This is a genomic window from Roseofilum sp. SBFL, assembly GCF_017746885.1.
Classification (GTDB): Bacteria; Cyanobacteriota; Cyanobacteriia; order Cyanobacteriales; family Desertifilaceae; genus Roseofilum.
In genome coordinates this window covers 22,301-44,396 of record NZ_JAGHZH010000029.1, presented here as the reverse complement: position 1 = coordinate 44,396, position 22,096 = coordinate 22,301, and the positions used below count along the sequence as shown (strand labels likewise).

Sequence of the window (22,096 nt, the reverse complement as noted above, 5' to 3'; positions counted from 1 at the left end):
AAAATCTTAGTTAATTAGCTCTTCAACAATTTTCACAATTGATTGGCCACCATTGGTTCCAATATTTTTTAAATATTGTTGTTTATTGATTTCATAAATATCAGGCTCAATCAATCTATTTTCAATTAATTGGTATAAGTTGTCTATGTATTTATTTAAATGTAGCGGATAAGAATAAATATCGTTAAAATTTTTAAGCACAGCTTTGACTTCTTCAGATTCATTAATATGTCGTTTGTATGTATAGTTTTTACCATAATAATTATAAGTACATACAGGACTTTCAATTCCTGCATCTATCAACGCCAGAAGTTGTAAATATTGGGTAGAGTTATGTGGCAGTAGTAGTACAGATCTTTTTACAAAGTAAACAGTTTCATAAAAAGTTTCAATTCCTGGTGTTGTAATTACTAAATCACTACTTGCAATACAGGACAGAAAAATATGATGTTCTAGAGTTTCAAATCGAACGTTCCCATAATTTTTGTATCTATTAGCCAATGCTTACATTATATGATTTTTGCCGGTTACAATAAATTTAAATTCTGATTTATCTGTGAATAACTGTGATAAAGAGTCTGTAATCATGAAAGGATATTTTGAATTTTTAGGAACTTTAATATATGGTGACTCAATACCACCATAATTGATAAGTATTTGCTTGTTGGAATTAGATCTATTCTCGATTTGATCGATGTTCTTTCTAAATACTGCACCTACCTTATAAAGATTAGAAGGTTGTTTACCAAGTAATTTAATTGCATGGTCAACACCTAAAAAATCCTGAATTATATAAGCATCTATTGAAATAATGTCTTCTATATTCGGGGAGCGCCACCAAAAAACAGAGTCAAACATGACTGATTTGATGCCTAAACTTTTAGCTCTTAATGCTAAACTTAAATCACTACAGCTTATAATCAAAGAATATTGTAAGAGTGTTTTATCATCTAAATTCTCTAGTGGGATAAGCCGACTTTTTTTTGAAATACTCATGCCATCTAAGGCAATTAGTTCCCAGCTAGTATCATAGGCAACAAAATCAATATTGTAATCATCTTTTAAGTGACTTGCTAAAGATAAAGCCTTGCCTGTTGGCCCATAAGAAAAAGGAGCAGCATAGATCAGTATTTTTTGCATTGCGTTTCTAGTCCCCTCAAAAATTTAGATTAGTTATTTGATATAAATCTTGCCATTAATATTCAAGATATGAACATCTGTAGAAACAAAGAAATTTTGACTATGTTCTTCTGTATCACAAATAGGAAAACCAGCACAATTTAATGAAGTATTCATAAGGATAGGGATTCCATTGATTTCATAGATTCTTGAAATCAATTCATGTAGTTCAGGATTATGGGATCGAGATAAAGTTTGAATACGACTTGTACCGTCTGCATGAACTATTGCAGGAGCAAGTTCTTTGGTTTTGGGTTTAGCTTTGGCAGTAAATGACATATAAGGAGAACTATATTGGACATCAAACCAGTCCGAAGCATACTCTTCTAACACAACTGGTGCAACCGGTCGAAACCATTCCCTTTTTTTTATTTTTTCACTAACAATAGTTTTTAATTCCATTGTCGTTGGAATGGCTAATAAGCTTCTATGTCCTAGCGCTCTAGGGCCAGTTTCAGAGCGTCCCATATGCCAAGCAACAACTTTGCCATTTAGCATTAGTTCAGTTAGTTTTTTATAAATTGAATCAGAAATAGGACTATTTTCAATTCCCCGACCCAAATACGGAAGGTTAGTGATAGGTATTTTTTTATTTTGAGAACCAAAGTGGTATAATAATGCCCCTAGAGACTGTCCTTCATCCCCTGGACAAGATGGAACATAAATATTTTTATATCCTAATGCTTCGCCTAGCTTAGTATTGGCGATCACATTTAACGCACATCCTCCTGTTAGAACCAAATTATCTGAGTAATGTCTATAATTTTGTAGTGTACTAATTAGGTTTTCGGTATACATTTTTTGCAGTGTAAAAGCTAGAGAAGCTGCATCATGTGGGGTTTGAACATCTAAATAACTACAAAGCCTATCTAAAGACTCCCGATCAAATACCCATCCTAAATGAGAAAACTTATTATTTAAAAATACCTCTTTATATTGTTCGCTAAATTCACCATATGCTGCTAAACCCATTACTTTGCCAGCAGCGTTGACATCATTAAATAGTTTATAAGCAATGATTGCCCAGAGCTTGCCATCAAATCCATCAAAACCTTGATTAAATGGAGATCCTATAAAGTTTAACTTTTTGTCTTTGTAATGATAGACAAAACAGTTTGCTTTATGTAGGGGGATTCGATAGTCTCCACCACCATCCATTGCTAAAACTAACGCGTCATCAAAATCGGTAAGGTAGCAGAAGGATGCATGGCAATCTAGATGTTGCACTTCTTCTATCTGTGATTTGGGAAAATTTCTATAAATGTATTCAATCACTTCAGGATATAATTTTTCTCCATTGTGTCTGCTAATAATAAATTTGATATTGTCATTGATTTTAAGCTCATGAATAAGCAGAGAAATCATTGAAAACAATCTAGAACTTTTATTAAATCTGTAGCGCTTGTGGTTGAAAAAGCGTTCTATCTCTAAATGTAAAATAATATTGCAATCATTGGCAATTGTGATACAAGAATCATGTGCATTCTCAGCTACTGCAATGTAATGCATAGTCCATGGAACCCTAAGCTAGGATGTAGTTGTATTTAATACTTCAATTTCATGGTAAACTTTATTCAACTTTTTTCAAGTCAAAAAAAGACTATTATAGAATATAATTTCAGTTTCTAAGTTGTTTTATTTTGTGATATAAAAGTCTAGTTTAGTCAAGAAAAGTTGTAAAAGACTCACAAAAGCGGTAAAATGTACAAAGTTTTATGTGTGAAGTTTGTAATGGATGTCAAAAAAATCATTGACTGGGCTGATGAGCTAGTGCTGGAGAAAACGGGATCGCACTTGAATAATCTGGAGCAGGCAGTGTTGATGGGGGTGTGGAATAACCAGAAGTATCGGGAAATAGCGGATGAATATCACTGTACCGAAGCGAATGTGAAGAGAGTGGCGGGTGAGTTGTACAAGTTTTTATCGGAAGAGTTGGAGGAAAAAGTTAATAAATCTAATCTCCGCGCTGCAATGGAAAGATACTATATTTCTAATTCAAGCGTTGGTAACTTTGCACAAAGTAAATTTTTTGGAAGTGAGATCCATCTTTGTGGTGAAACTGGAAAAAAGGAATTAAATTCTATAGTCAATCAACCAAATAAAATTCACGATCGCACCCACATCCCCAAATACGATCGCCTCTATCCCCACCGTACAGAGGAACTCAACACGCTCAAACACTGGATACTCAACGAAAATAGCGCCATTATCAGCGTCTATGGGTTATCGGGGATGGGCAAAACAGCCCTTGCAACCCAACTGGTAGACGAGATAGCAGCGCATTTCGATCGCCTCATCTGGTACAGTCATCGCACCTTTCCCCATCTTAATGCCCTCACAACCCACTTAACCCAGTTCCTCTCCCAAGGAGAAGCAACCGAACATCGCTCACTACTAGACTACTTGCGATCGCACCGTTGCTTCATTATCCTGGATGACTTCCAGGAAACCCTCACTCCCGGTGAACTCGTTGGGCGTTACCTACCCGAATACCAAAATTATGGTAAACTGCTGCAAGATATTGGGCGATCGCCCCACAACAGTTGCGTACTGCTCCTCAGTTGGGAACAACCCCCAGAAATAGCCACCCTAGAAGCCGAAAATCGTCCTTGTCATAGTCTCCTGTTATCCGGTTCTATCGAACTAGCGCAAGAGATTTTACAAAATAGAGGATTAAACGATCCAGAGCAATGGTTAGAACTCATCAACCGCTACAGTCAAAATCCTTCATGGCTTAACATTATTGCTGCTACGATCCAAGACCTATTTAATGGTAGTGTCGTCCAATTCCTATCTTATTCTCAGCTATTTTTAGGCGATATAGAACTTATTATCAGAGACCATTATGAGCGTTTATCTGCTTCTGAAAAATCTCTATTATCCTACTTAGCTCATCAAGAGTACATCAGCGATCTGTCTAACCTTCCTTCAGAACCATTTCCCTCAGACCTCAATCTTTTAGCCACCATTTACTCTTTAAGAAAACGGGGCTTTATTCAAAAATCTCTAGACTCTAAACACCTCCAGTTGATTCTAGAACCCGTGATTAAACACTATAGCGCTTTGCACGGTAATGATAAACACTTGGAAAGATCACCGGTTGAAATCAAAGATGACCAAAGAAACTCTTAACACTATCTTAAACCAAACCTGTCAAGAACTGAAAACCCTATATGGTCAGCAAATTGACCAAATTATTCTCTATGGTTCTCAAGCAAGAGAGGATGCAGAATCTGACTCAGATATCGATATTTTAATCATTCTGAAACAAGACTTTCAATATTCTGAAGAGAGCAACAGAATCAGCAAAACTATTGCCGATTTATGCTTAGAACATAATACCTTGATAAGCTGTGCTTTAGCCAGTAGTCGCCAATTCCAAGAGTATAACAATAGCTTCTTTCGTAACATCCGCCGAGAAGGAATACCCTTATGACACCAGAACAGCAAAAATTGCTGGAAAAAGCGAATCGCAGTCTACAAGCTGCCAGAGAGTTAAACCGTACAGGTTTTCCCGATTTTGCGGCATCGCGCACTTACTACGCTATGTTTTACATTGCCACAGCATTTTTAGAAGGCGAGGGGTTGTCCTACTCTAAACATTCAGCAGTTATCGCCGCTTTTGGTAGGATATTTGCTCGCACTAATCGCATTCCGGTTGAGCTACATCGCTATCTCATTGATGCGGAAAGAATCCGATTAAGAGCTGATTACAACACCGAACTCGATATTTCAGAAACTGATGTGGAACAACTGGTATCTCAGGGGGAAGAAATGCTGAATTTTGCTTTAGGAAATATCGATTCATTGCCCCCATATTCACCATAGCAGTAGTGCCGTGACACAGCTAAAAATGAGGTCATAGAGGAGTGTGAGCATCTTGCTCGCTGCCTTTCTCTATGGCGATCGCCAAACGTCCCCTATATCTAGAGTCATGAATCTTCGTTAACTGACTTGCCAACTACAGATAGTGTGGTTTACGATAAATACCCCTACCTCTAGTCAAGCCAACGCAACCGCCGTGAACCACCTACTTGAATGGGAAGCCAGTGGAGTCGATCGCCAGCTTACCACCCTGAATGTCATCCCCCTCGAAGGACAAACCCCCTACGACTATCTCCTGTACGCAGATGACCTGCCCCGCCGCAAAGATGGCCGGTTGCGAGCTACCATTATGCAACGCTATCAACATCTTAAGCAAGGGGGATGGTGGTGTTCCGGCATTAACCCCATTACCGGAGAAGATGAGGACTGGGGATGCTTCAAACCTGCTCAACCGAGATATGCAGACGGCAAACCGATCAAATACGAACATCCCCCCAAAACCCCCACCCGACTCTTTGCCCTGCGGGTTACCCAGTCCATCTGGCAAACCATTGCCAACCGGGGAAACGTCCCCCTCACCCCCGAACAGATCCAGCCCGAACACTCAGATCTGGGCTTTTGGCAGTGGGTAAAAGAGAATCCCAGCCTTCCCCTGTGCATTACCGAAGGAGCCAAAAAAGCTGGCGCTCTGCTCACCGCAGGCTATGGGGCGATCGCCCTTCCCGGTATCCATAGTGGCTATCGTATCCCCAAAAATAACCAAGGTCGGCGCATCGGTCATCCCCATCTTATCCCTGAACTGCAACCCTTTATCGCTGCCAACCGACCCATATATATGGTCTTCGACCAAGACACCAAACCCCAAACCCTACGCGCCGTTCAAACCGCCATTCGCCGCATGGGGTATCTCCTGCAACAAGCCGGATGTCAAGTCAAGATCGTCACCTGGAACCCAGAATGGGGAAAAGGAGTAGACGATCTGATCGCCAGCCAAAGTTCAGCCCGCTTTCACCAAGCCTACAGCCAAGCCATCCCCTTTGAGCGCTGGAAAGCCACCATCACCCAACAGCTCACCTATCCCCGCACCCTCACCCTCAATGACCGCTATTTTCCGGCAACTCTTCCCCTACCGGAAAGCGCCCAACTGGTAGCGCTCAAATCTGCGAAAGGAACCGGGAAAACCCAACTGCTCGAAACCATCGTTAATCAAGCCAAACGCGCAGGACAACCCGTCCTTGTCATCAGTCATCGAGTGCAATTGGTAGAATCTTTAGCCACTCGGTTTGGTCTTCCAACGCTCGCGGGCGAAGCCTCTCCAGATCCGGGGGTAGTGCTGTGCATTGACTCGCTGCATCCCAACTCCCGCGCCCAGTTTAATCCCCAAGAGTGGCAAAATGCCCTGGTGGTGATTGATGAAATCGAGCAAGTACTGTGGCATGGGTTAAACTCCAGCACCTGTCGTCGTCACCGGGTGGCTATTCTCAATACCTTGAAAACCTTAATCCAAAACGTTTTAGGGGGCAGCGGTCAAGTTTGGATAGCCGATGCAGACTTAAGTGATATTGCCCTAGATTATTTGATTGTCCTCTCTGGAATTGACCCGGATGTAGCGGTGGTGGAAAACACCTGGAAACCGAGCGCTCAAGAGGCTTGGCGGGTGTATAGCTATGAGGATAAAACCCCAGAGCGCCTAGTCCAAGATTTAGCCCATCATATTGCGGCTGGGGGACGGCCGATGGTCTGTTTATCGGCTCAGAAACGGGGCAGTAAGTGGGGGACTATTACCCTAGAGAGCTATCTACAGCAGCGATTTCCTGAGCATCGGTTTTTGCGCATTGATTCGGAAACGTTGTCCGATCCAACTCATCCAGCTTATGGTTGTATGGATCGCGGCCAGAGTTTAGATGAATTGTTGAGTCAGTATGATGGCGTTTTGGCTTCTCCAGCCATTGAAACCGGCGTGAGTATCGATCTGCGCGGTCATTTTACTTCGGTTTGGGCGATCGCCCAAGGCATCCAAGCCGAGAACTCTGTCCGCCAAGCTCTGTCACGAGTCAGGGAAACTGTGCCTCGATATCTTTGGGTGGCTCCCTATGGCTTTAACCGGGTGGGAAATGGATCTACCTCTCTTGCCAGTTTACTCAGTTGCGAACATCGGTTAACTCAGATGAATATTCGCCTGTTGCAACAGTCCGATTTTACCCAGTTGGATGGTTTAGACTTAGGATTTCAAGCAGAGTCCCTCATGACTTGGGCCAAATTGGCGGTACGGTTTAATGGGGGAATGGCGCGGTATCGCGAAGCGGCGATCGGCGGATTAATGGCTGAAGGTCATGTTTGTCAACCCGCAGTAGAGCAGACGCAAGCGCCAGAAGAGGAGAGCGAACCGAGCTTAAAGACCACGATCGATCGCGTGTTAGCGCAAAATTATCAGGCAGAATGTGAAGCGATCGCCCATTCCACGGTTCAACTAAGTTCCGTAATTTCACCGCAAGAGTTGTGCCATCGCAGTAGTCAAACCCCCGATCGACGACACCGATCTCGCCATCAGGAATTGTGGCAAAAGTATGGAATTCCCGTGACTCCAGAGTTAGTCAGTTTAGACGATCGCGGCTGGTACGAGCAATTGCAGTATCATTACTTTCTCACCGTCGGCCGTCCCTATTTAGCCGATCGCGATACGGCTATGGCGCGGGAATTGCTCTCACGGCGCACAGGGGGTCTCTTTTTACCCGATTTCAATGGCTCTCAATTGGGGTCAAAGATTGGTGCGATGGAACTTTTAGGCATTCCCGGTTTAATTGCCGATCCAGAGCAAGTCTTTATGAATACTGATATCGATTTACAGCAGTTACAGCACCTTGCTCTCTCGAACCGTCAGGAAGTGCGATCGCTCTTCGGTATTGGACTAGCGAAAAATTCCTCTGGAATTATGATTATGCGCCGTTTCATTAACCTCTTAGGCTATAGTCTAGAATATCAACGTTGCACCAGTCTTAAGGGTTCGCAAAAACGCCTACGCATCTATGGCTTAGTCTGTCCCCATGATCCCAGAGAACAGGTTTTTCAGCAATGGTTAGAGCGCGATCGCAGCGATCGCCAAATCTATCCGCGCATCCCGTTGACGCTTCCCGATCTAACTAAAGTAGAGGAGTCGGAAGGCGATCGCTATCAACAACTCAGTCTATTTAAAGATATAGCAAAGAACTCCTGAAGGTAGGATCACTAAATTGTGGTAATAGGGAACAGGGAACAGAAAAAATCTCTATTTTTCCTATTACCTATTCCCTATTACCTAGCGCGAAGCGCTTACAGCGCATCCAAGAGCGCTTGACGCATCACCCCAACCGGAGTGGGTTCATCAAGCCATAATTGTAGAGCGGCTGCTCCTTGCTGAACTAACATTTCTGTGCCATCAATTGTGAGCCGATCGATCTCTCTCCCCAATTGTAAAAAACGAGTCGGACGAGGATTATAAATTAAATCATATAATATGGCTCCTTGAGGCAACCGAGCCAAGAGTTCCCGATCTACCGGAGTCTCATTGACATTAGGAGACATACCGATGGGTGTAGTATTGACCAATACTGTCGTTTCCGATAATAAATCCGGTAACTCAGGCCATTGATGAATCATCACAGGACTTGACCAACTCTGTTGAAAGGCTTGCAAACGCTCAAGATTACGCCCTACCACATGCAATCGCTCAACCCCTAACTCCAAACAACCAGCAACCACCGCTCGCGCCGATCCGCCATTGCCTAAAATCACCACTTGTGCATTAGACCACTTCTGATGCTCCTCTTTCAAAGGAGCAATAAATCCCAAAACATCCGTATTGGTTCCTTCCCATCCCCGTTCCGTTCGCCAAACCGTATTCACTGCACCCACAGCTTGGGCAACTGGGGAAATTTGGGATAGATAGGGCATAATTGCTCTTTTGTGGGGAATAGTGACATTAAACCCAACCACCCCAACCGCTTGAAATCCCTGTAAGACAACCTCCAATTGGTCTTGGGTAACGGGAAAGGGGACATAGACATAATCAGCGCCTAGATGGGAAAGGGCGGCATTTTGCATCACCGGCGATCGCGAATGCTTAATCGGATCGCCAATAATACCCAGTAAACGGGTGGTTCCTTGAATCTCTTGCATGGGTTTAATCTCTTGCCAAAAGAAGGCCTTGTACAATCAGGGTATCATTGAGATTGATTCCATCGCTAAATCCGTTCAGATCAGGTTGCACGATATGATCGCCAATGAGAGCCACTCCCTGACTCCTTCTTCAAAATACGCTACTGGCCTGGATTTGGCCAGGGGAATGAGAGCCAAAACCCGGAATTATCGTACTCTGATTTCGACGATATTTTTCTGGACGGCTGCTCACCCTCTATTGACAATAGCCGTTTGTCAGGCGATCGCAGATTCTGAGGATGTACCAATCGTGGGTCGCGAAGAAGAATGGATTTCTAAGTTAGTGCAAAGGGAATTAATTCAGAATTGGGAAAACAATGAAGAATTAAAACATTTACGCAGTATTCGCGATCGCCTCTTACAACCCCAACCGGCAACCTTGAACTTGCTTCGACTGTATGAACAAGTATTAGCAGACAAAGGGATACCGGCTAATGAGAGTCCGGAACAGCGCGAGTTACGGACCATGGGATTAGCCATGCGCGAACAAGGGCGTTTATTAATCCATAACCGTATCTATGCCGGAATTTTTAATGCTCAGTGGGTTGAGAAGGCGATCGAAACCATTGAAACCGAGTTAGAAGTCGATGAAACCGAATTCCTGAAAACCTTTACCCAACTCGAGCGGAAATTACTGGTTTCTCAAGTCGATTTCCTTTCAGAAGGACAAACCCCCGAAGAAGGCCATCAATCGGCCCAAGCCCTATATGAAGTGCTGCGAGATGTGACTTCTACCGTCGGCCAGTTGCTCCGGGCCGAGCGGACTACCATCTTTTTGCTCAATGATGAAAAAACAGAGTTATGGTCTTTGGTGGCTCAAAATGAACAGGGTGAATTCCTCGATATTCATGTCCGGGTTGGCGAAGGCATTGCTGGAGGAGTCGCCCAACTCAAGCGGGTGATTAATATTCCCAACAATGTGTATGAAGACCCTCGATGTAAGTTGGTGAAAGAATACGATCAAAAGTATAATTATCGCACTCGCAATATTTTAGCCTTTCCAATTTTAGATGAGCAAAAGAATGTGGTAGCAGTGATTCAACTGCTCAATAAAATTGCACCCAAAATCCCCAATAGTCCCTCGCGTCCAGTGCAAGGGTTTACCCGCAAAGATTTAGAGCGCTTAGTCAAATGTGTGCTTCCCATTCGTCAGATTCTGCAAGCGTGTCAATCCTCCTATAAAGCGACTAAAAAGTTACGGGCAACGGCAGCACTTACGGAAGCAACGCGATCGCTCGATCAGATTAACCTAGACACTCAAACCGTATTACATCGGGTAATGAATACGGCCAAAAAACTGATGAATGCTGACCGCTCCACCCTCTGGTTACATGACCCTCAAGCTGGGGATTTATGGACAGAGTTACCTGGAAAAGGGAGGATTCGATGTGCAATTGGAGTCGGATTTGTTGGTGAAGTTGCCCAAACTCGGCACACCTTAAATATTCCCTTTGATCTCTACAATGACCCCAATGCTGAAAATGCAAAACGCACCGATTCTCAAACTCGCTATCGGACGTGTAGTTTACTCTGTATGCCAATCGAAAGTCCAGAAGGCGAATTACTTGGTATTACCCAATTAGTCAATAAGCGTAAGCCAGGTAATCATCCCGAATATAACAAAGAGGATTGGCCAGCAGTTCCTGATTATTTAAAAGCCAGTTTTGACCGCAACGATCAACAAACGATGCAGTTATTTAATGAACGGGTAGCGGTACTACTCCAGTTCATTAGAAGCCATGAAAGCTTGAAGAAACAAGCGCAAATTAATCCCACTGAGGTGACCCAGCAAAGCTTAGTTTTACTGAGTCAAATGGAGCTGGATCGAGCATCCAACCAGGAAGCCGCTTACCACTCTTTAGCTCATTTTCTCCAACCCCTGCACACTTCTGTAGAACAGGCGATCGGAGTGGCAAAAGCCACATTATTTATTCTGGATTCTAGCCAAAATAACCTCTGGTCTGCCATTTTAGATGCCCAGAAAAAACCTAAATTAATTACTGTTTCGACAGAGCAAGGGTTAGCCAAAACTATAATCAGTAGCCAAGAATTTAAAGGAACCAATAAACTGGGAAATTTAGCCGATCCCTTAGTCATTCAAGGAGCTGGTAAAATCGCTAATTATAGCCAGTTATTCTTATTTCCCCTAGTCAACGATCAGAAGGAAGTCGTCGGAGTCGTTCGCTTATTTAACAAACAGACGGAAGGTCGTCTCGATCCCAAAGGCTTTAACCGCGCCGATGCCGATCGCCTGCAAGAGTATACCCAACTGATCTCCCCCATTCTCCAAGGCTTCCAATCCTTCTATACTGACATCCCCACCTTGAAAAAATCGGGTCTAACTGTCGATCCATTAACTCACGCAATTAATCTGATTAAAAGCAGTAGTAGTTCCGCAGAAGAGATTATTCGTAATGTGATGCAAGCCGCCAAAACCCTAACCGATGCTGACCGCTCTACCCTTTGGTTAATCGATCGAGTCAATAAACAACTATGGACTAAATTACCTCAAAGCGATGGCTCCTTAATTGATATTCGCATTCCCATGGGAGAAGGGTTTGCCGGTCGTGTTGCTCTGACAGGACAACCCTTGAATATTCCCTTTGACTTATACGATTATCCGGGGTCGGAAATTGCCCAACAAACTGATAAAAAAACGGGCTATAGAACGTCTAGTTTGCTTTGTATGCCAGTGTTATCCAAAGATGGGGAACCCTTGGGAGTCACCCAGTTAGTGAATAAACGCAAACCCGGACAATTTCCAGCCTACGATCCTAGCACTTGGCCCCAAGCACCCGAGCAATTTAAGACCAGTTTTAGTGCTAAAGATCAAGAGGATATGGAAGTGCTAAATACCCAAGTAGGAGAAGTATTACCGGGAATTTTAGAGGACAGTTAAAGGTTGCGTCTACTCTAGCTTACTCCGTCTATCGAGAAGCTAACCACTGGGCATCTGGCTCTAAAATCCAAAGGGTAAATTGGGGAGAGTTGGGGATAATCAAGATTTTATCTCCCTTCTTGGCTAGACGCAGAGCTATTTCTGAGGCTTGATGAATATCAGGAAAGCTCTTAAAGAGACTGTAATATTGGTTCTCACATTCAATTGCTTCTAGGGAATCATTTAAGTCAGGGACTTGAATATACCCAAGTTGATAATCTTCTGGAGAATTGAGAATTTTATAGGGCGGTTCTGGAGGCTTGGCAGGGGTTTGAGCGTTCTGTGCTTTTTGGGTAGAACGGGAAACGGGAGACCCTTGAGCTTCTTTGACCCAGAGGGCACTTCCTTTGGGAGTAGGGGTAATCATGACTTCATCTCCTCGCTGAGTGAGGCGTTCGGCGATGGTTTCGGCGCGTTCACTATCTTGAATAACTTGAAAGAGACTATAGTAGGTTTGGTTGACTCGAATGGCAGCAATGGGACGATCGAGATCGGGGACATTGATCTTACACGGTTTGTACTGACTGCGATCGCTGAGAATTTGATAAGAGACGACAGGAGAATTGGGCATTTTAATCAAAGGGAGCTAGATTCACGGTTTTACTCAATTGTAAGAGTGTTGGGTCGCCAATGTCTTAAGGAAAATTACAGATCTTGATGAACCATTAACCCAATTTCCACCACTATCGTCCCTGCGGCTTCCTGTAAAGCCGTATTAAACTGAGGTTTGTTTAAGAAGCCAGTCTTTAGGGGGGACAAATCGTTCGATGTTATTTCAACCAAATGAATCGTCGGGGCGGGAAGCCCGAAAGTTCAAAGGAATTGCCGTACTCCTTGAGTACCTGATTCAGTTCCTCGATTGTAAATTTGTATCCATCCTTGTTGGCCTTCTCGACAAATTCATCTTTACTCTGAGTTTTGTCGTATTCTTCCCGAATTTTAGGATCTTGTCCGCCCGCCTCGAGCAATTTTTCTACATTTTCTGTGGACATATAATATCGCTCCGAACCTATGTTTTAGGATTAGGTATGAGTTGATTATCCCAGCCTGGTTGGTCAGAAAGTGTTACAGCATTTACTAAAGTGCAAAAACTAATCTGTAGGTGCGATCGCCCCCAAATCTCTTAAGGAAATTTACAAATTTTCATGAATAATCAAGCGATTCCCATCCGGATCATAGGCATAAATTTCTCGGCCAGAGGTCTGTTCTTGTTAAAATACACAAAAAAATGCACTTGCGAGTTACCTGCAAAAGTGCATTTTTTTTCTCAAACTACTTTTCTACAAGCATTTTAGAAACTATGCTTTGACGACTTGAGTATCAAATGTGAAGGTAGGCAGGTTCTTGTAGTCAACGGTATATTTCGGGTAGAAATACACATTATTAGTGTAATTATCAGGCAGTGGAGGACCTTCAATAGCGCGGACGATTTTCATAGTAAATTGATACCGACGACTCCAGGAACCCGGAGAAATATTGCCCAAGTTAGTGAACTCAATAAAGTCTGCCCAATTAGTAGTGGAGGGAACGAGAATTTCAGTATCAACAATAGGCTCTGTTGGAGTTTCTCCTGTGGTGATTTGTACTGAATCCAATACAATGGGAATAGGCAGTAAATTTTTTAGCCAGAAGTAACTTGTGTATAAACACCCATTACTGTCAGCAATCAAGAGCTTGTTCGAGTACTGGTAGTAAATCTCAATGACCGGATCGCTGATAGTTTTAGATGACCAAGAAAAACTTCCATTGATTATAGAAGGCGTTGTACTCATTAGTGTTGACCTCGTTGTGTTTGTCGTTTGTTTGCAACTAAGGTGTAATCTACCCTAATTCAAACTTTTCCCTAGAATCATCAGGTGAATATTACCCACCGACTATATAACAATTCTAGCTTGACACTGGACTGTCCTCAATAGCCCGATTTTTCGATTCCATAATTAAGACCATTTCAGGAGGTGACTTCTGACTTCTTTGGGTGAAACATTTTCTCGCTCGCAGGCCAGGTCTTTTCACTCGATTAGAATCATATCGACTAAGGGCGATCGCCTCATTTACTTATCTCAATCCTCATCCTCATTATTGAAAGCTCACAAACTAGACTTAGATCTCAAACCAACCCACAAAAGTGTTACATCGTTTACTCAATGCTCCAAAAACCTAACCTAGCCTCTTACCTCTTGCCTTTTGACTTACCGATTTTCATGAACAATCAGTCGATTTCCATCGGGATCGTAGGCATAGATTTCTTGGCCGTGGGAAGCCTTTTGAACCGATCCAGTGGGAGGATAGCCTAGACTACTCAGAAGGGCGATCGCCTCATGAATGTCCTCAACCTCTAAACACAAACTCATGGCTCCTGGGATAGAGCAGTGAAATTCTTGGCGATCGCGGGGTCGAAATAATCCCAAGCGCAACCCCCCAATGATAAACTCCGCATACACCCCTGGAATTTCTCGCTGTGCTTGAGTGTTCAGCACACAACTATAAAAATCCCTTAAGGTTTCTACATTCTCGGTTGCGATCGTTACCCAAAGTTCTGACATCACCATTGCGCGACGAATAGACTCTTACCTATTCCCTCTCTATTGCCTGACTTCTACAAAAAGTCTAATCTAACCAGTTTTGCATATCTCGGCTATGATGACGAATATAGTCATCTAATGCTCGGTTATAATCTTCTCTTCTAGCTTGGGAAAAGCCAGATGGCTCATAAGGGTTTGGTGCAGAGGGTTTCGTCCTTGCCCAGGCGCGATCGCTCTGATGTACTGATGCCATCACTAAATTTCTTTGAGACTTCAACTGCTCATAGGCTTCATTGAGTTGTTTAATTTTTTCTTGGGCTTTGTGATAAAGGCGGGGATTATGAACAAAACGGTCGGGATGCCAGACCATCACTAAATCCTTGTAGTTTTGGTGAATTTCCTCCAAACTAGCGTTAGGAGCCACTTCTAAAATCTCATAACAGTGATGTAAGTGACGCATAACGACAACTCCTGTCGAGAAATAAACAATAGTGTGCAGCAAATTGGGTCAGTTCAGGGACTTTCCACACATCAGTTCAAAAAACCTTGCGTTTCCAGTTTTTATTTAAATTAACTTCACACAAGTATTAGTAACTTGGATTACCGAATGTAAGAATTACGTTACAAACTCAAAGGCTAAAAAAAGTTGAATCTCTCTAGGCAAAGTGATATGCTCTGCCAGAATAGACAGTTGGCGGTCGCGAAGCGACTAGGCAGGAGTATCGCCCTTAATCAACATAAAAGAAGGATCTGGAGCAACTATGAAGTTAGCATCTCGTGTAGCACAAGTAACCCCCTCATTAACCTTAGCGATCAGCGCTAAAGCCAAGAAAATGAAAGCTTCCGGGTTAGATGTGTGTAGCTTTAGTGCTGGAGAACCAGACTTTGATACCCCCGACCACATTAAAGCGGCTGCACAAAAAGCTCTTGATGAAGGGAAAACCAAATATGGCCCAGCATCAGGAGAACCCAAGCTGAAAGAGGCGATCGCCGAAAAGCTAAAGAAGGATAACCATCTCAACTACCAACCCGAAAATATCATTGTCACCAATGGAGGGAAGCATTCTCTCTATAACCTAATGATGGCCTTGATTGAACCGGGAGATGAGGTGATTATTCCCATTCCCTATTGGGTGAGCTATCCAGAAATGGTCGCTTTAGCCGGAGGAAAATCGGTTTTAGTCACGACAGATGCAGCTACCGGCTACAAAATTACGCCAGAACAACTTCAAAACGCCATTACCCCCAATACCAAACTGTTTGTTCTCAACTCCCCCTCGAACCCTACAGGAATGGTTTACACTCCAGAAGAAATTAAGGCTTTAGCGGAAGTGGTGGTCAAAAATAATCTGTGGGTGGTCTCCGACGAGATTTATGAAAAAATTCTCTATGATGGAGCCGTTCATCTGAGTATTGGCGCTGCCAGTCCAGAAGCATTTGAGCGCACTATTATTAGTAATGGGTTTGCTAAAGCCTATGCCATGACGGGTTGGCGAGTTGGCTATTTGGCTGCCCCTGTGGAACTGATTAAGGCCTGCAATACCATTCAAGGTCATAGTACCTCAAACGTTTGTACCTTTGCCCAATATGGGGCGATCGCCGCTTTGGAATCTTCCCAAGACTGTGTAGAAAAAATGCGCCTTGCCTTTGATGAACGGCGCAAAGTAATTATTGAGCGCATTCAAGCCATTCCCAAGTTATCAGTGCGTGAACCCAAAGGCGCGTTTTATGTCTATGTCAACATCGGCGAAGCGGGTCTTAAATCCACTGATTTCTGCACTCAGTTCCTAGATAACTATAATGTAGCGACCATTCCCGGTGTTGCCTTTGGTGCCGACGATCATATTCGCCTTTCCTATGCCACGGATATGACTTCCATCGAAAAAGGCATGGAGCGGTTAAGTAAATTTGTGCAAAGTCTGTAATTAGACTGATTCCTGAGAGTAGGGGCTTTAGCGCTAAAATATTCAGAGCGCTAAAGCCTTACAACGAATTGTACCCAATACCCTACTTTAGATGAGACAGCCCACTACGCTACTAGAAACAGCACTAGAAATAACCGGCATCCGGGTCATCTTGCAGTAACGTTTGAGTCGTTTTCAGGAGGCGATCGCGGGTTTCGCGCATGTAGGGACCTTGTAATCTTTGAGACCCCCATTGCATTAAGATCAGGCCAAATAGCAAATCCACCAGGGCCGTCAGAGCAATAGCACCCAACCAACCCAGTCCTAAATGCTGTAACGTCACCACAACGGTCACTTGCAATAGGGCAATTCCAGTCATTAATAGGCCGGTTCCCACCAGTAAGATCAACAGTCCCTGAATTAATCGTTGCTGTTCTTGGGTCGCTTCCCGCACAGCCAGGTCTTGGTGCATGTCAACCAGCACTCGCAGCAAACGCACCCCACGGGTGAGGTAAACTTGTAGGCCATCTAAGAGTTCATGAACGGCCACGCCCACCTCCTGCGACCAGTAATCCCAGAATAAAGCCAACGCCCAATGCGGTTAATAAACTGGTTCCCACATGTTCTTTAGCCTTTTCACTCACCTTCGGGAGGACATCCTCTTCAAATTGGGCAACCAATTTTTCGGTACGTTTTTCTAAGAGTTTCAGGGTTTGATCGACCTGGGATAAAACCGGAGATTTGGAGGGTTCTGAGGTGGAAGGGTTATCCTGTCCATTGGCTGAGTCCGTTTGCCAAACCTGATAAAGTTCTGCTAAATGCCGGCGAATTAAAGCTTTTGTCCGTTCTGTACGACTGGCAATATATTGGATAGTTGCCTCTAAATCTGTTTGGCTTTCGGATAATTGCTCAGAGTCTAAAACTGGCCATTCCTCGAGAATGAGGGGAGAGAGAGACTTGGAGACTTCAGAAAAGGTTTCAGAAGAGAGAGAGGGAGAAGAATGGGTTGAATTGACCATGGGTGAAAGGATGAAGCTCTTCAGCTAAGGACTCTTCCATAGTATCGCGCACCCTATAACTTAATATAATGTAGTCTTGCCATCTTTCCCATTTTCCTAAGGGAATGGGGAATGGGGAATGGGGAATAGGGAATGGGGCAATTATTGCTTCCACTTCAGTGTAATTTCGTAATGTACTTCGGCATTCCCTGATGCAATCACCGCACCGAATTCCGCGCTCATTTTCAGTCCAAACTTGACTTCTACTTCATCGGCTGGCTCGTTCAAGCTGCGGACTTGACGGATAACGGTATTCGCTACTGGCTTGATTTTGGCGATCGCCGCCTCAAAGCTGCGTTGCCCTCTTGTGGTAACCTGGGGAGCGATACCGATGCGATCGTCTACGGGTTCTGCTTCTTCCACTTCCACAAAGATGGATTCCCCCTCGTCTAAAGAAAACTCAACCATGTGCTTCATCACACTTAACCTCATGCTCTAGGAATGCTTTTGATTGTATAGCGCTGATTACCAACGACCCAGACCTATTGTTAATTGTTAATCATTTCTCCAGCAAAGCCTAATGTTAACCTTTTCTTTACGCTCTGTTTAAACTTGTGCGGTAAATGTATAGAAGTCTGAGACGAAACCAAACAGGGTTATCGAGAATTGATGCTGTTATCTGGTGCGAACAATGAGGCGTTTTGGCGCTTTCTGGCTGGACGGCTTATTGTAGCAATTTTAACGTTATTGGCTGTCTCCTTTATGATTTATGCTCTGATTGAGCTAATGCCGGGAGACTATGCCGAGCGGGAGCTATTCCGTAAATATTCGGGGACGGGAGTGACGATTACCCAAGCAGAAATTGACCAAGTTCGGGCCAATTTGGGATTAGACCGACCCTTTTTAGTTCGCTATGGGGAATGGCTGTGGAATGTGGTCACGCGCTTCGATTTTGGCCCTGCCTTTCGGGTAGAAACTTCCGTTAATACCCTGCTTCAAGGGAAATTTCTCTATACCTTTGTCTTGGTGGTTGGCGCGATGTTGTTTTCCTATATTGTGGCGATTCCCGTAGGGATTTGGGTGGCCACGAGGAAATCGGGAATCGCGGATGGGTTGGTTACGTTATTGTCCTATTTGGGATTGGCACTACCGAATTTTGCGATCGCCCTTGTCCTCCTGATGCTTAATGCCTTTGTCTTTAACCTAGACGTAACCGGCTTAGTCTCGCAAGCCTATCGCGATGAACCTTGGTCATTTGCTAAATTCCTCGACTTCCTCGGCCATGCCTATATTCCTCTGCTGGTCTTGGGTTGGTCTACCACCGCTTTCCAACTGCAAACCATGCGCGGGTTAATGAAAGATGAATTAGGCAAACTCTACGTCACTGCGGCACGAGCAAAAGGATTATCGGGTTGGCCCATGTTAATAAAATATCCTGCTCGTCATGCTGTGATGCCGATTGTCTCGACCATTGGTTTTGACTTTGCCCGTTCCTTTAACGAACTTCCTATCGTGGCCTCTATTCTTGTTTTAGGAGAACTTGGCCAAGAACTCCTCCTCGCCTTCCTGGATGCTGACCAAAACACAGCCGCCGGAATTTTAGTTTGTGTCACCAGCATTATTATCGCTGCTAACTCTCTCTCTGACCTGCTGGTAGTTGCCATTGACCCTAGGGTGAGGTTAAAAGGACGATGAATCAACCGATAAGTAACATTAAACAGAACAAAGAAGATTACTATACCGCGTCCCAATGGCAACTCTTTTGGTCGCGCTTTAAGACCAACCGCCTGGCAGCTTTGGGGGGAGCAGTTCTGAGCCTGTTTATCATCATTGCTTTATTTGCTGAGTTCATAGCGCCCTACTCCGGGCTGGCAGATGATCGCAATCCTGACTATACCGCAGGGCCGCCCCAACTGATCCGATTGTGCGACAGTGCCGGATGTCAGCTTTGGCCCTTTGTCCATGACATGACCAGTGGTTACAGTGTTCTGGAAAAGCGCTATATCGTTGAAATTATTGAAGAAGATGGAAAACCCGTGCGGCGTAACCTGCGCTTCTTTCACAAGGCAGGAGAATATAAGCTTTTCGGCATTATACCTGGCGATCGCCATCTTTTCGGCGTAGACCGAGGTAAAGTGCATCTTTTTGGTACAGACTCTAGCGGTCTTGACCTCTTCAGTCGCCTCATGTTTGCCACCCGCACCTCCCTCACCATCGGTTTCTTAGGCATCATGATTTCCTTTATTCTCAGCCTCTTCTTTGGTGGAGTTGCTGGCTATATCGGCGGTTGGGTGGATACCGTCATTCAAGCCTTTACTAACTTAGTACGCGTCATTCCTCCCATACCTTTATATATGGCCCTCACCGCCATGTTTCCCCGTGACTGGTCAAACCAACAAGTCTATTTTGCCATGACCCTAGTTATGGGACTGGTTAACTGGCCCACCCTGGCGCGGCGTATCCGTTCATACTTACTCGCTTCCCGCGAAGAAGAATATGTTCTTGCTGCTCAACTGTGTGGAGCAAGTGGTTGGCGTATCGTCACGCGTCACCTCCTTCCCGGTTTTGCCAGTTACATTATTGTCGAATTGGTGATTAACTTCCCTTACCGCATCCTTGATGAAACTGCCCTTTCCATTGTCGGCCTAGGTTTGCGACGACCTACCATGTCCTGGGGTGTTCTCCTGCAAGAAATGACGACTGTTCAAGCCATTCAGCTTACCCCCTGGTTTTTCATTCCCCTAATCTTCTTCGTCGTTGCTGTCCTGTCCTTCACTCTCCTCGGTGATGGTTTGCGAGATGCCGCAGACCCCTATTCTGGCATTCGACGGTAATAGGTAATGTAATTTCCCCTATCTCCCATTCCCCAACACTATGATTGATTCCTTACTCACTGTTTCTAATCTTTCCATCCGCTTTCGCACCGATGAAGGTAAAATAACTGCCGTCGATGACTTGTCCTTCTCCCTTAAACCCGGTCAAACTCTGGGTATTGTGGGCGAGTCGGGTTCGGGTAAATCAGTTTCCACCAAAGCCCTGATGCGCCTACTGCCCGGTAATGCGGAAATTGACCCCAACTCCCATATTTTCTACTGCAATAAACAGGGAGAAACCTTTGATGTTGCCCAACTGCCGGAAAAAAGCAAGACTTTAAATCAAATTCGTGGCGGTGAAATTGCCATGATTTTTCAGGAGCCTTCGGCAGCGTTTTCGCCCTTGTATACCATTGGCAATCAAATGATTGAGGGGATTCGCCTCCATCATAAGGTAAATCGGACACAGGCGCGAGAAATGGCGATCGCCATGTTAGACCGCGTAGGAATGACGAACCCAGAGTTACGAATTGACCAATATGCCTTTCAACTCTCTGGAGGAATGCGCCAACGCGCCATGATTGCTTCTGCTCTAGTCATGCGTCCCGCGCTACTCATTGCTGATGAACCCACCACAGCCCTTGATGTCACCATTCAAGCTCAGATTCTAGACCTCTTGGCTGAACTACAACAAGAATTTGGCATGGCAATTCTCTTTATCTCCCATGACTTAGCGGTAATTTCCCAGATTTCCACCGATGTGATGGTGATGTATCTCGGTAAAGCGATGGAAATTGGCCCCGTGCGCTCCATTATCCGGGAACCCAAACACCCCTATACCCAAGGTCTAATTGAAGCTATTCCTCGATTAGATGCTCGCGATGCGCCCCTCATGCCGATTCCCGGAGATATCCCCAGCCCTCTCGAACGTCCCACCGGTTGCGTCTTCCACACCCGGTGTCCCCAAGCTACTACCCATTGTCAAACCCATGTTCCAAGAACAACTCTTGCCCATCCCAACCATCACGCCGCCTGTCATTTACTGGAAGAAAAAGTGTTAGAAGAAAGTGCCTAACCGGCAGAGTTATTCACACCATTTTCAACCCGCTAAATACTTCGTTAACTGTGAGCGTTAGGTTGAGATCGGGTAGAACTGGAATCACCCGATCGCCTTGACATAAAATCGGTTGTTGCTGAGGCATGAAACACAAGATACTGCGATCGCCTGGATCGATAAACCAACCTAGCTCACTGCCCTGCTCTAAGCAATACAGAACATTACCCAAGACTTTATTCGGACGCTGTTCGGGGGAAAGCATTTCAATGCTCCAATCGGGAGGAAGATTAAAGTTATCGGGAACTTCACCCTCCGAGGTAAAGGGTATGCGATGCCAACGAAATATGGAGACATCTGGAACGAGCGATCGCGTGCCAAAATTACACCTTAATTCTGGAAAAGCATAGGCAATTTGTGCTTCTTCACAGGCTTGATTAATTGTCGCGCAAAGTTTACCCTGTAAACGGCTATGTCTTCCTTTGGGCATGGGCTTCTGGATAGTTTCTCCATTAATATACTCGTTCGCTGGTTTTGTTTCTGGCTGTTGCAAGAATTCTTGCAGTGTAAGGGTCTGGGTAAGGATTTGTGTCATCTTAACTCCTTTGATCTAAATCGGTGTATATTGACCTTAAATGTAAATGAGAAACTTAAAGACATCTCCCATTA

22 protein-coding genes are annotated in these 22,096 nt (G+C 44.4%); 9 read left to right on the top strand and 13 right to left on the bottom strand.

The genetic code is table 11. The annotated features are described in order from the left end of the window. Positions 1–6: 6 nt before the first annotated feature. From J7545_RS03130 to J7545_RS03120, 3 genes are read right to left on the bottom strand one after another with little or no spacing between them, the layout of a single operon-like run. Entirely contained in the window at positions 7–501 is a 495-nt protein-coding gene (locus J7545_RS03130; RefSeq protein WP_318698973.1) for a hypothetical protein, read from the bottom strand. A gap of 3 nt (positions 502–504) precedes the next feature. Then, a complete protein-coding gene (locus J7545_RS03125; protein WP_318698972.1) occupies positions 505–1,140 on the bottom strand; it encodes a hypothetical protein in 636 nt (211 codons plus the stop codon). Between the two features lie 33 nt (positions 1,141–1,173). Further along, complete coding sequence (locus tag J7545_RS03120) at positions 1,174–2,688, bottom strand: carbamoyltransferase C-terminal domain-containing protein (protein WP_318698971.1); 1,515 nt, start codon at positions 2,686–2,688, stop codon at positions 1,174–1,176. A 222-nt stretch (positions 2,689–2,910) separates the two neighbouring features. Here J7545_RS03120 and J7545_RS03115 point away from each other — a divergent pair, with 222 nt between their 5' ends. The 4 genes from J7545_RS03115 to J7545_RS03100 all read left to right on the top strand — a co-directional run bounded on the left by J7545_RS03115 (position 2,911) and on the right by J7545_RS03100 (position 8,218). Beyond that, on the top strand, positions 2,911–4,311 hold the full coding sequence (locus J7545_RS03115) for an NB-ARC domain-containing protein (protein ID WP_318698970.1): 1,401 nt from the start codon (positions 2,911–2,913) through the stop codon (positions 4,309–4,311). Further along, a complete protein-coding gene (locus J7545_RS03110; protein WP_271944614.1) occupies positions 4,292–4,615 on the top strand; it encodes a nucleotidyltransferase domain-containing protein in 324 nt (107 codons plus the stop codon). The genes J7545_RS03115 and J7545_RS03110 overlap by 20 nt, the downstream gene beginning before the upstream one ends. Continuing rightward, complete coding sequence (locus J7545_RS03105; RefSeq protein ID WP_271944612.1) at positions 4,612–5,007, top strand: HEPN domain-containing protein; 396 nt, start codon at positions 4,612–4,614, stop codon at positions 5,005–5,007. Before J7545_RS03110 ends, J7545_RS03105 begins: the two co-directional genes overlap by 4 nt. Positions 5,008–5,200: 193 nt before the next feature. Then, positions 5,201–8,218, top strand: a complete 3,018-nt coding sequence (locus tag J7545_RS03100; RefSeq protein WP_318698969.1) for a plasmid replication protein, CyRepA1 family — start codon at positions 5,201–5,203, stop codon at positions 8,216–8,218. Positions 8,219–8,313: 95 nt separating this feature from the next. Here J7545_RS03100 and J7545_RS03095 read toward each other — a convergent pair whose 3' ends face one another. Further along, the gene (locus J7545_RS03095; RefSeq protein ID WP_318698968.1) at positions 8,314–9,159 is read right to left on the bottom strand and encodes a shikimate dehydrogenase; all 846 of its coding nucleotides are present in this window, start codon (positions 9,157–9,159) and stop codon (positions 8,314–8,316) included. A 166-nt stretch (positions 9,160–9,325) separates the two neighbouring features. Here J7545_RS03095 and J7545_RS03090 point away from each other — a divergent pair, with 166 nt between their 5' ends. Further along, the gene (locus J7545_RS03090; RefSeq protein WP_318719122.1) at positions 9,326–12,097 is read left to right on the top strand and encodes a GAF domain-containing protein; all 2,772 of its coding nucleotides are present in this window, start codon (positions 9,326–9,328) and stop codon (positions 12,095–12,097) included. A gap of 28 nt (positions 12,098–12,125) precedes the next feature. On the opposite strand, the gene J7545_RS03085 is transcribed toward J7545_RS03090, so the two are convergent. The 5 genes from J7545_RS03085 to J7545_RS03065 all read right to left on the bottom strand — a co-directional run bounded on the left by J7545_RS03085 (position 12,126) and on the right by J7545_RS03065 (position 15,118). Beyond that, entirely contained in the window at positions 12,126–12,707 is a 582-nt protein-coding gene (locus J7545_RS03085) for a hypothetical protein (RefSeq protein ID WP_318698966.1), read from the bottom strand. 199 nt (positions 12,708–12,906) lie between these two features. Continuing rightward, positions 12,907–13,128, bottom strand: a complete 222-nt coding sequence (locus tag J7545_RS03080) for a Nif11-like leader peptide family natural product precursor (RefSeq protein WP_271944602.1) — start codon at positions 13,126–13,128, stop codon at positions 12,907–12,909. A gap of 306 nt (positions 13,129–13,434) precedes the next feature. Next, positions 13,435–13,908, bottom strand: coding sequence for a hypothetical protein (locus J7545_RS03075; protein ID WP_318698965.1), 474 nt, complete (start codon positions 13,906–13,908; stop codon positions 13,435–13,437). Positions 13,909–14,325: 417 nt separating this feature from the next. After that, on the bottom strand, positions 14,326–14,685 hold the full coding sequence (locus J7545_RS03070) for a VOC family protein (RefSeq protein WP_318719121.1): 360 nt from the start codon (positions 14,683–14,685) through the stop codon (positions 14,326–14,328). A gap of 58 nt (positions 14,686–14,743) precedes the next feature. Next, on the bottom strand, positions 14,744–15,118 hold the full coding sequence (locus tag J7545_RS03065; protein ID WP_271944598.1) for a J domain-containing protein: 375 nt from the start codon (positions 15,116–15,118) through the stop codon (positions 14,744–14,746). A 301-nt stretch (positions 15,119–15,419) separates the two neighbouring features. Here J7545_RS03065 and J7545_RS03060 point away from each other — a divergent pair, with 301 nt between their 5' ends. Then, complete coding sequence (locus J7545_RS03060) at positions 15,420–16,583, top strand: pyridoxal phosphate-dependent aminotransferase (protein WP_318719120.1); 1,164 nt, start codon at positions 15,420–15,422, stop codon at positions 16,581–16,583. Positions 16,584–16,707: 124 nt separating this feature from the next. Here the strand turns inward: J7545_RS03060 and J7545_RS03055 are convergent, their stop codons facing one another. From J7545_RS03055 to J7545_RS03045, 3 genes are all read right to left on the bottom strand, one after another. Continuing rightward, positions 16,708–17,112, bottom strand: coding sequence for a phage holin family protein (locus tag J7545_RS03055; protein WP_318698962.1), 405 nt, complete (start codon positions 17,110–17,112; stop codon positions 16,708–16,710). After that, complete coding sequence (locus J7545_RS03050) at positions 17,099–17,581, bottom strand: hypothetical protein (protein WP_318698961.1); 483 nt, start codon at positions 17,579–17,581, stop codon at positions 17,099–17,101. The genes J7545_RS03055 and J7545_RS03050 overlap by 14 nt, the downstream gene beginning before the upstream one ends. Positions 17,582–17,722: 141 nt before the next feature. Continuing rightward, on the bottom strand, positions 17,723–18,028 hold the full coding sequence (locus J7545_RS03045) for a CU044_2847 family protein (protein WP_318698960.1): 306 nt from the start codon (positions 18,026–18,028) through the stop codon (positions 17,723–17,725). A gap of 201 nt (positions 18,029–18,229) precedes the next feature. On the opposite strand from J7545_RS03045, the gene J7545_RS03040 reads away from it, so the two are divergent. The 3 genes from J7545_RS03040 to J7545_RS03030 are packed head-to-tail and all read left to right on the top strand — an operon-like array spanning position 18,230 to position 21,448. After that, a complete protein-coding gene (locus J7545_RS03040; protein WP_318719119.1) occupies positions 18,230–19,255 on the top strand; it encodes an ABC transporter permease in 1,026 nt (341 codons plus the stop codon). Then, on the top strand, positions 19,252–20,394 hold the full coding sequence (locus tag J7545_RS03035; protein ID WP_318698958.1) for an ABC transporter permease: 1,143 nt from the start codon (positions 19,252–19,254) through the stop codon (positions 20,392–20,394). The genes J7545_RS03040 and J7545_RS03035 overlap by 4 nt, the downstream gene beginning before the upstream one ends. Positions 20,395–20,434: 40 nt before the next feature. Continuing rightward, the gene (locus tag J7545_RS03030; RefSeq protein WP_318719118.1) at positions 20,435–21,448 is read left to right on the top strand and encodes an ABC transporter ATP-binding protein; all 1,014 of its coding nucleotides are present in this window, start codon (positions 20,435–20,437) and stop codon (positions 21,446–21,448) included. A 13-nt stretch (positions 21,449–21,461) separates the two neighbouring features. Here J7545_RS03030 and J7545_RS03025 read toward each other — a convergent pair whose 3' ends face one another. Then, positions 21,462–22,022: a Uma2 family endonuclease gene (locus J7545_RS03025; RefSeq protein ID WP_318698955.1), complete on the bottom strand. Its 561-nt coding sequence runs from the start codon at positions 22,020–22,022 to the stop codon at positions 21,462–21,464. Between the last annotated feature and the right edge of the window lie 74 nt (positions 22,023–22,096).

Bases quoted from the DNA above. Each gene is read 5' to 3' on its own strand.
- J7545_RS03075 (WP_318698965.1), bottom strand. From the start codon at position 13,908: ATGAGTACAACGCCTTCTATAATCAATGGAAGTTTTTCTTGGTCATCT.
- J7545_RS03105 (WP_271944612.1), top strand. From the start codon at position 4,612: ATGACACCAGAACAGCAAAAATTGCTGGAAAAAGCGAATCGCAGTCTA.
- J7545_RS03065 (WP_271944598.1), bottom strand. From the start codon at position 15,118: ATGCGTCACTTACATCACTGTTATGAGATTTTAGAAGTGGCTCCTAAC.
- J7545_RS03080 (WP_271944602.1), bottom strand. From the start codon at position 13,128: ATGTCCACAGAAAATGTAGAAAAATTGCTCGAGGCGGGCGGACAAGAT.
- J7545_RS03085 (WP_318698966.1), bottom strand. From the start codon at position 12,707: ATGCCCAATTCTCCTGTCGTCTCTTATCAAATTCTCAGCGATCGCAGT.
- J7545_RS03030 (WP_318719118.1), top strand. From the start codon at position 20,435: ATGATTGATTCCTTACTCACTGTTTCTAATCTTTCCATCCGCTTTCGC.
- J7545_RS03050 (WP_318698961.1), bottom strand. From the start codon at position 17,581: ATGGTCAATTCAACCCATTCTTCTCCCTCTCTCTCTTCTGAAACCTTT.
- J7545_RS03025 (WP_318698955.1), bottom strand. From the start codon at position 22,022: ATGACACAAATCCTTACCCAGACCCTTACACTGCAAGAATTCTTGCAA.
- J7545_RS03090 (WP_318719122.1), top strand. From the start codon at position 9,326: ATGAGAGCCAAAACCCGGAATTATCGTACTCTGATTTCGACGATATTT.
- J7545_RS03045 (WP_318698960.1), bottom strand. From the start codon at position 18,028: ATGGTTGAGTTTTCTTTAGACGAGGGGGAATCCATCTTTGTGGAAGTG.
- J7545_RS03060 (WP_318719120.1), top strand. From the start codon at position 15,420: ATGAAGTTAGCATCTCGTGTAGCACAAGTAACCCCCTCATTAACCTTA.
- J7545_RS03110 (WP_271944614.1), top strand. From the start codon at position 4,292: ATGACCAAAGAAACTCTTAACACTATCTTAAACCAAACCTGTCAAGAA.
- J7545_RS03095 (WP_318698968.1), bottom strand. From the start codon at position 9,159: ATGCAAGAGATTCAAGGAACCACCCGTTTACTGGGTATTATTGGCGAT.
- J7545_RS03035 (WP_318698958.1), top strand. From the start codon at position 19,252: ATGAATCAACCGATAAGTAACATTAAACAGAACAAAGAAGATTACTAT.
- J7545_RS03115 (WP_318698970.1), top strand. From the start codon at position 2,911: ATGGATGTCAAAAAAATCATTGACTGGGCTGATGAGCTAGTGCTGGAG.
- J7545_RS03070 (WP_318719121.1), bottom strand. From the start codon at position 14,685: ATGGTGATGTCAGAACTTTGGGTAACGATCGCAACCGAGAATGTAGAA.
- J7545_RS03120 (WP_318698971.1), bottom strand. From the start codon at position 2,688: ATGCATTACATTGCAGTAGCTGAGAATGCACATGATTCTTGTATCACA.
- J7545_RS03125 (WP_318698972.1), bottom strand. From the start codon at position 1,140: ATGCAAAAAATACTGATCTATGCTGCTCCTTTTTCTTATGGGCCAACA.
- J7545_RS03040 (WP_318719119.1), top strand. From the start codon at position 18,230: ATGCTGTTATCTGGTGCGAACAATGAGGCGTTTTGGCGCTTTCTGGCT.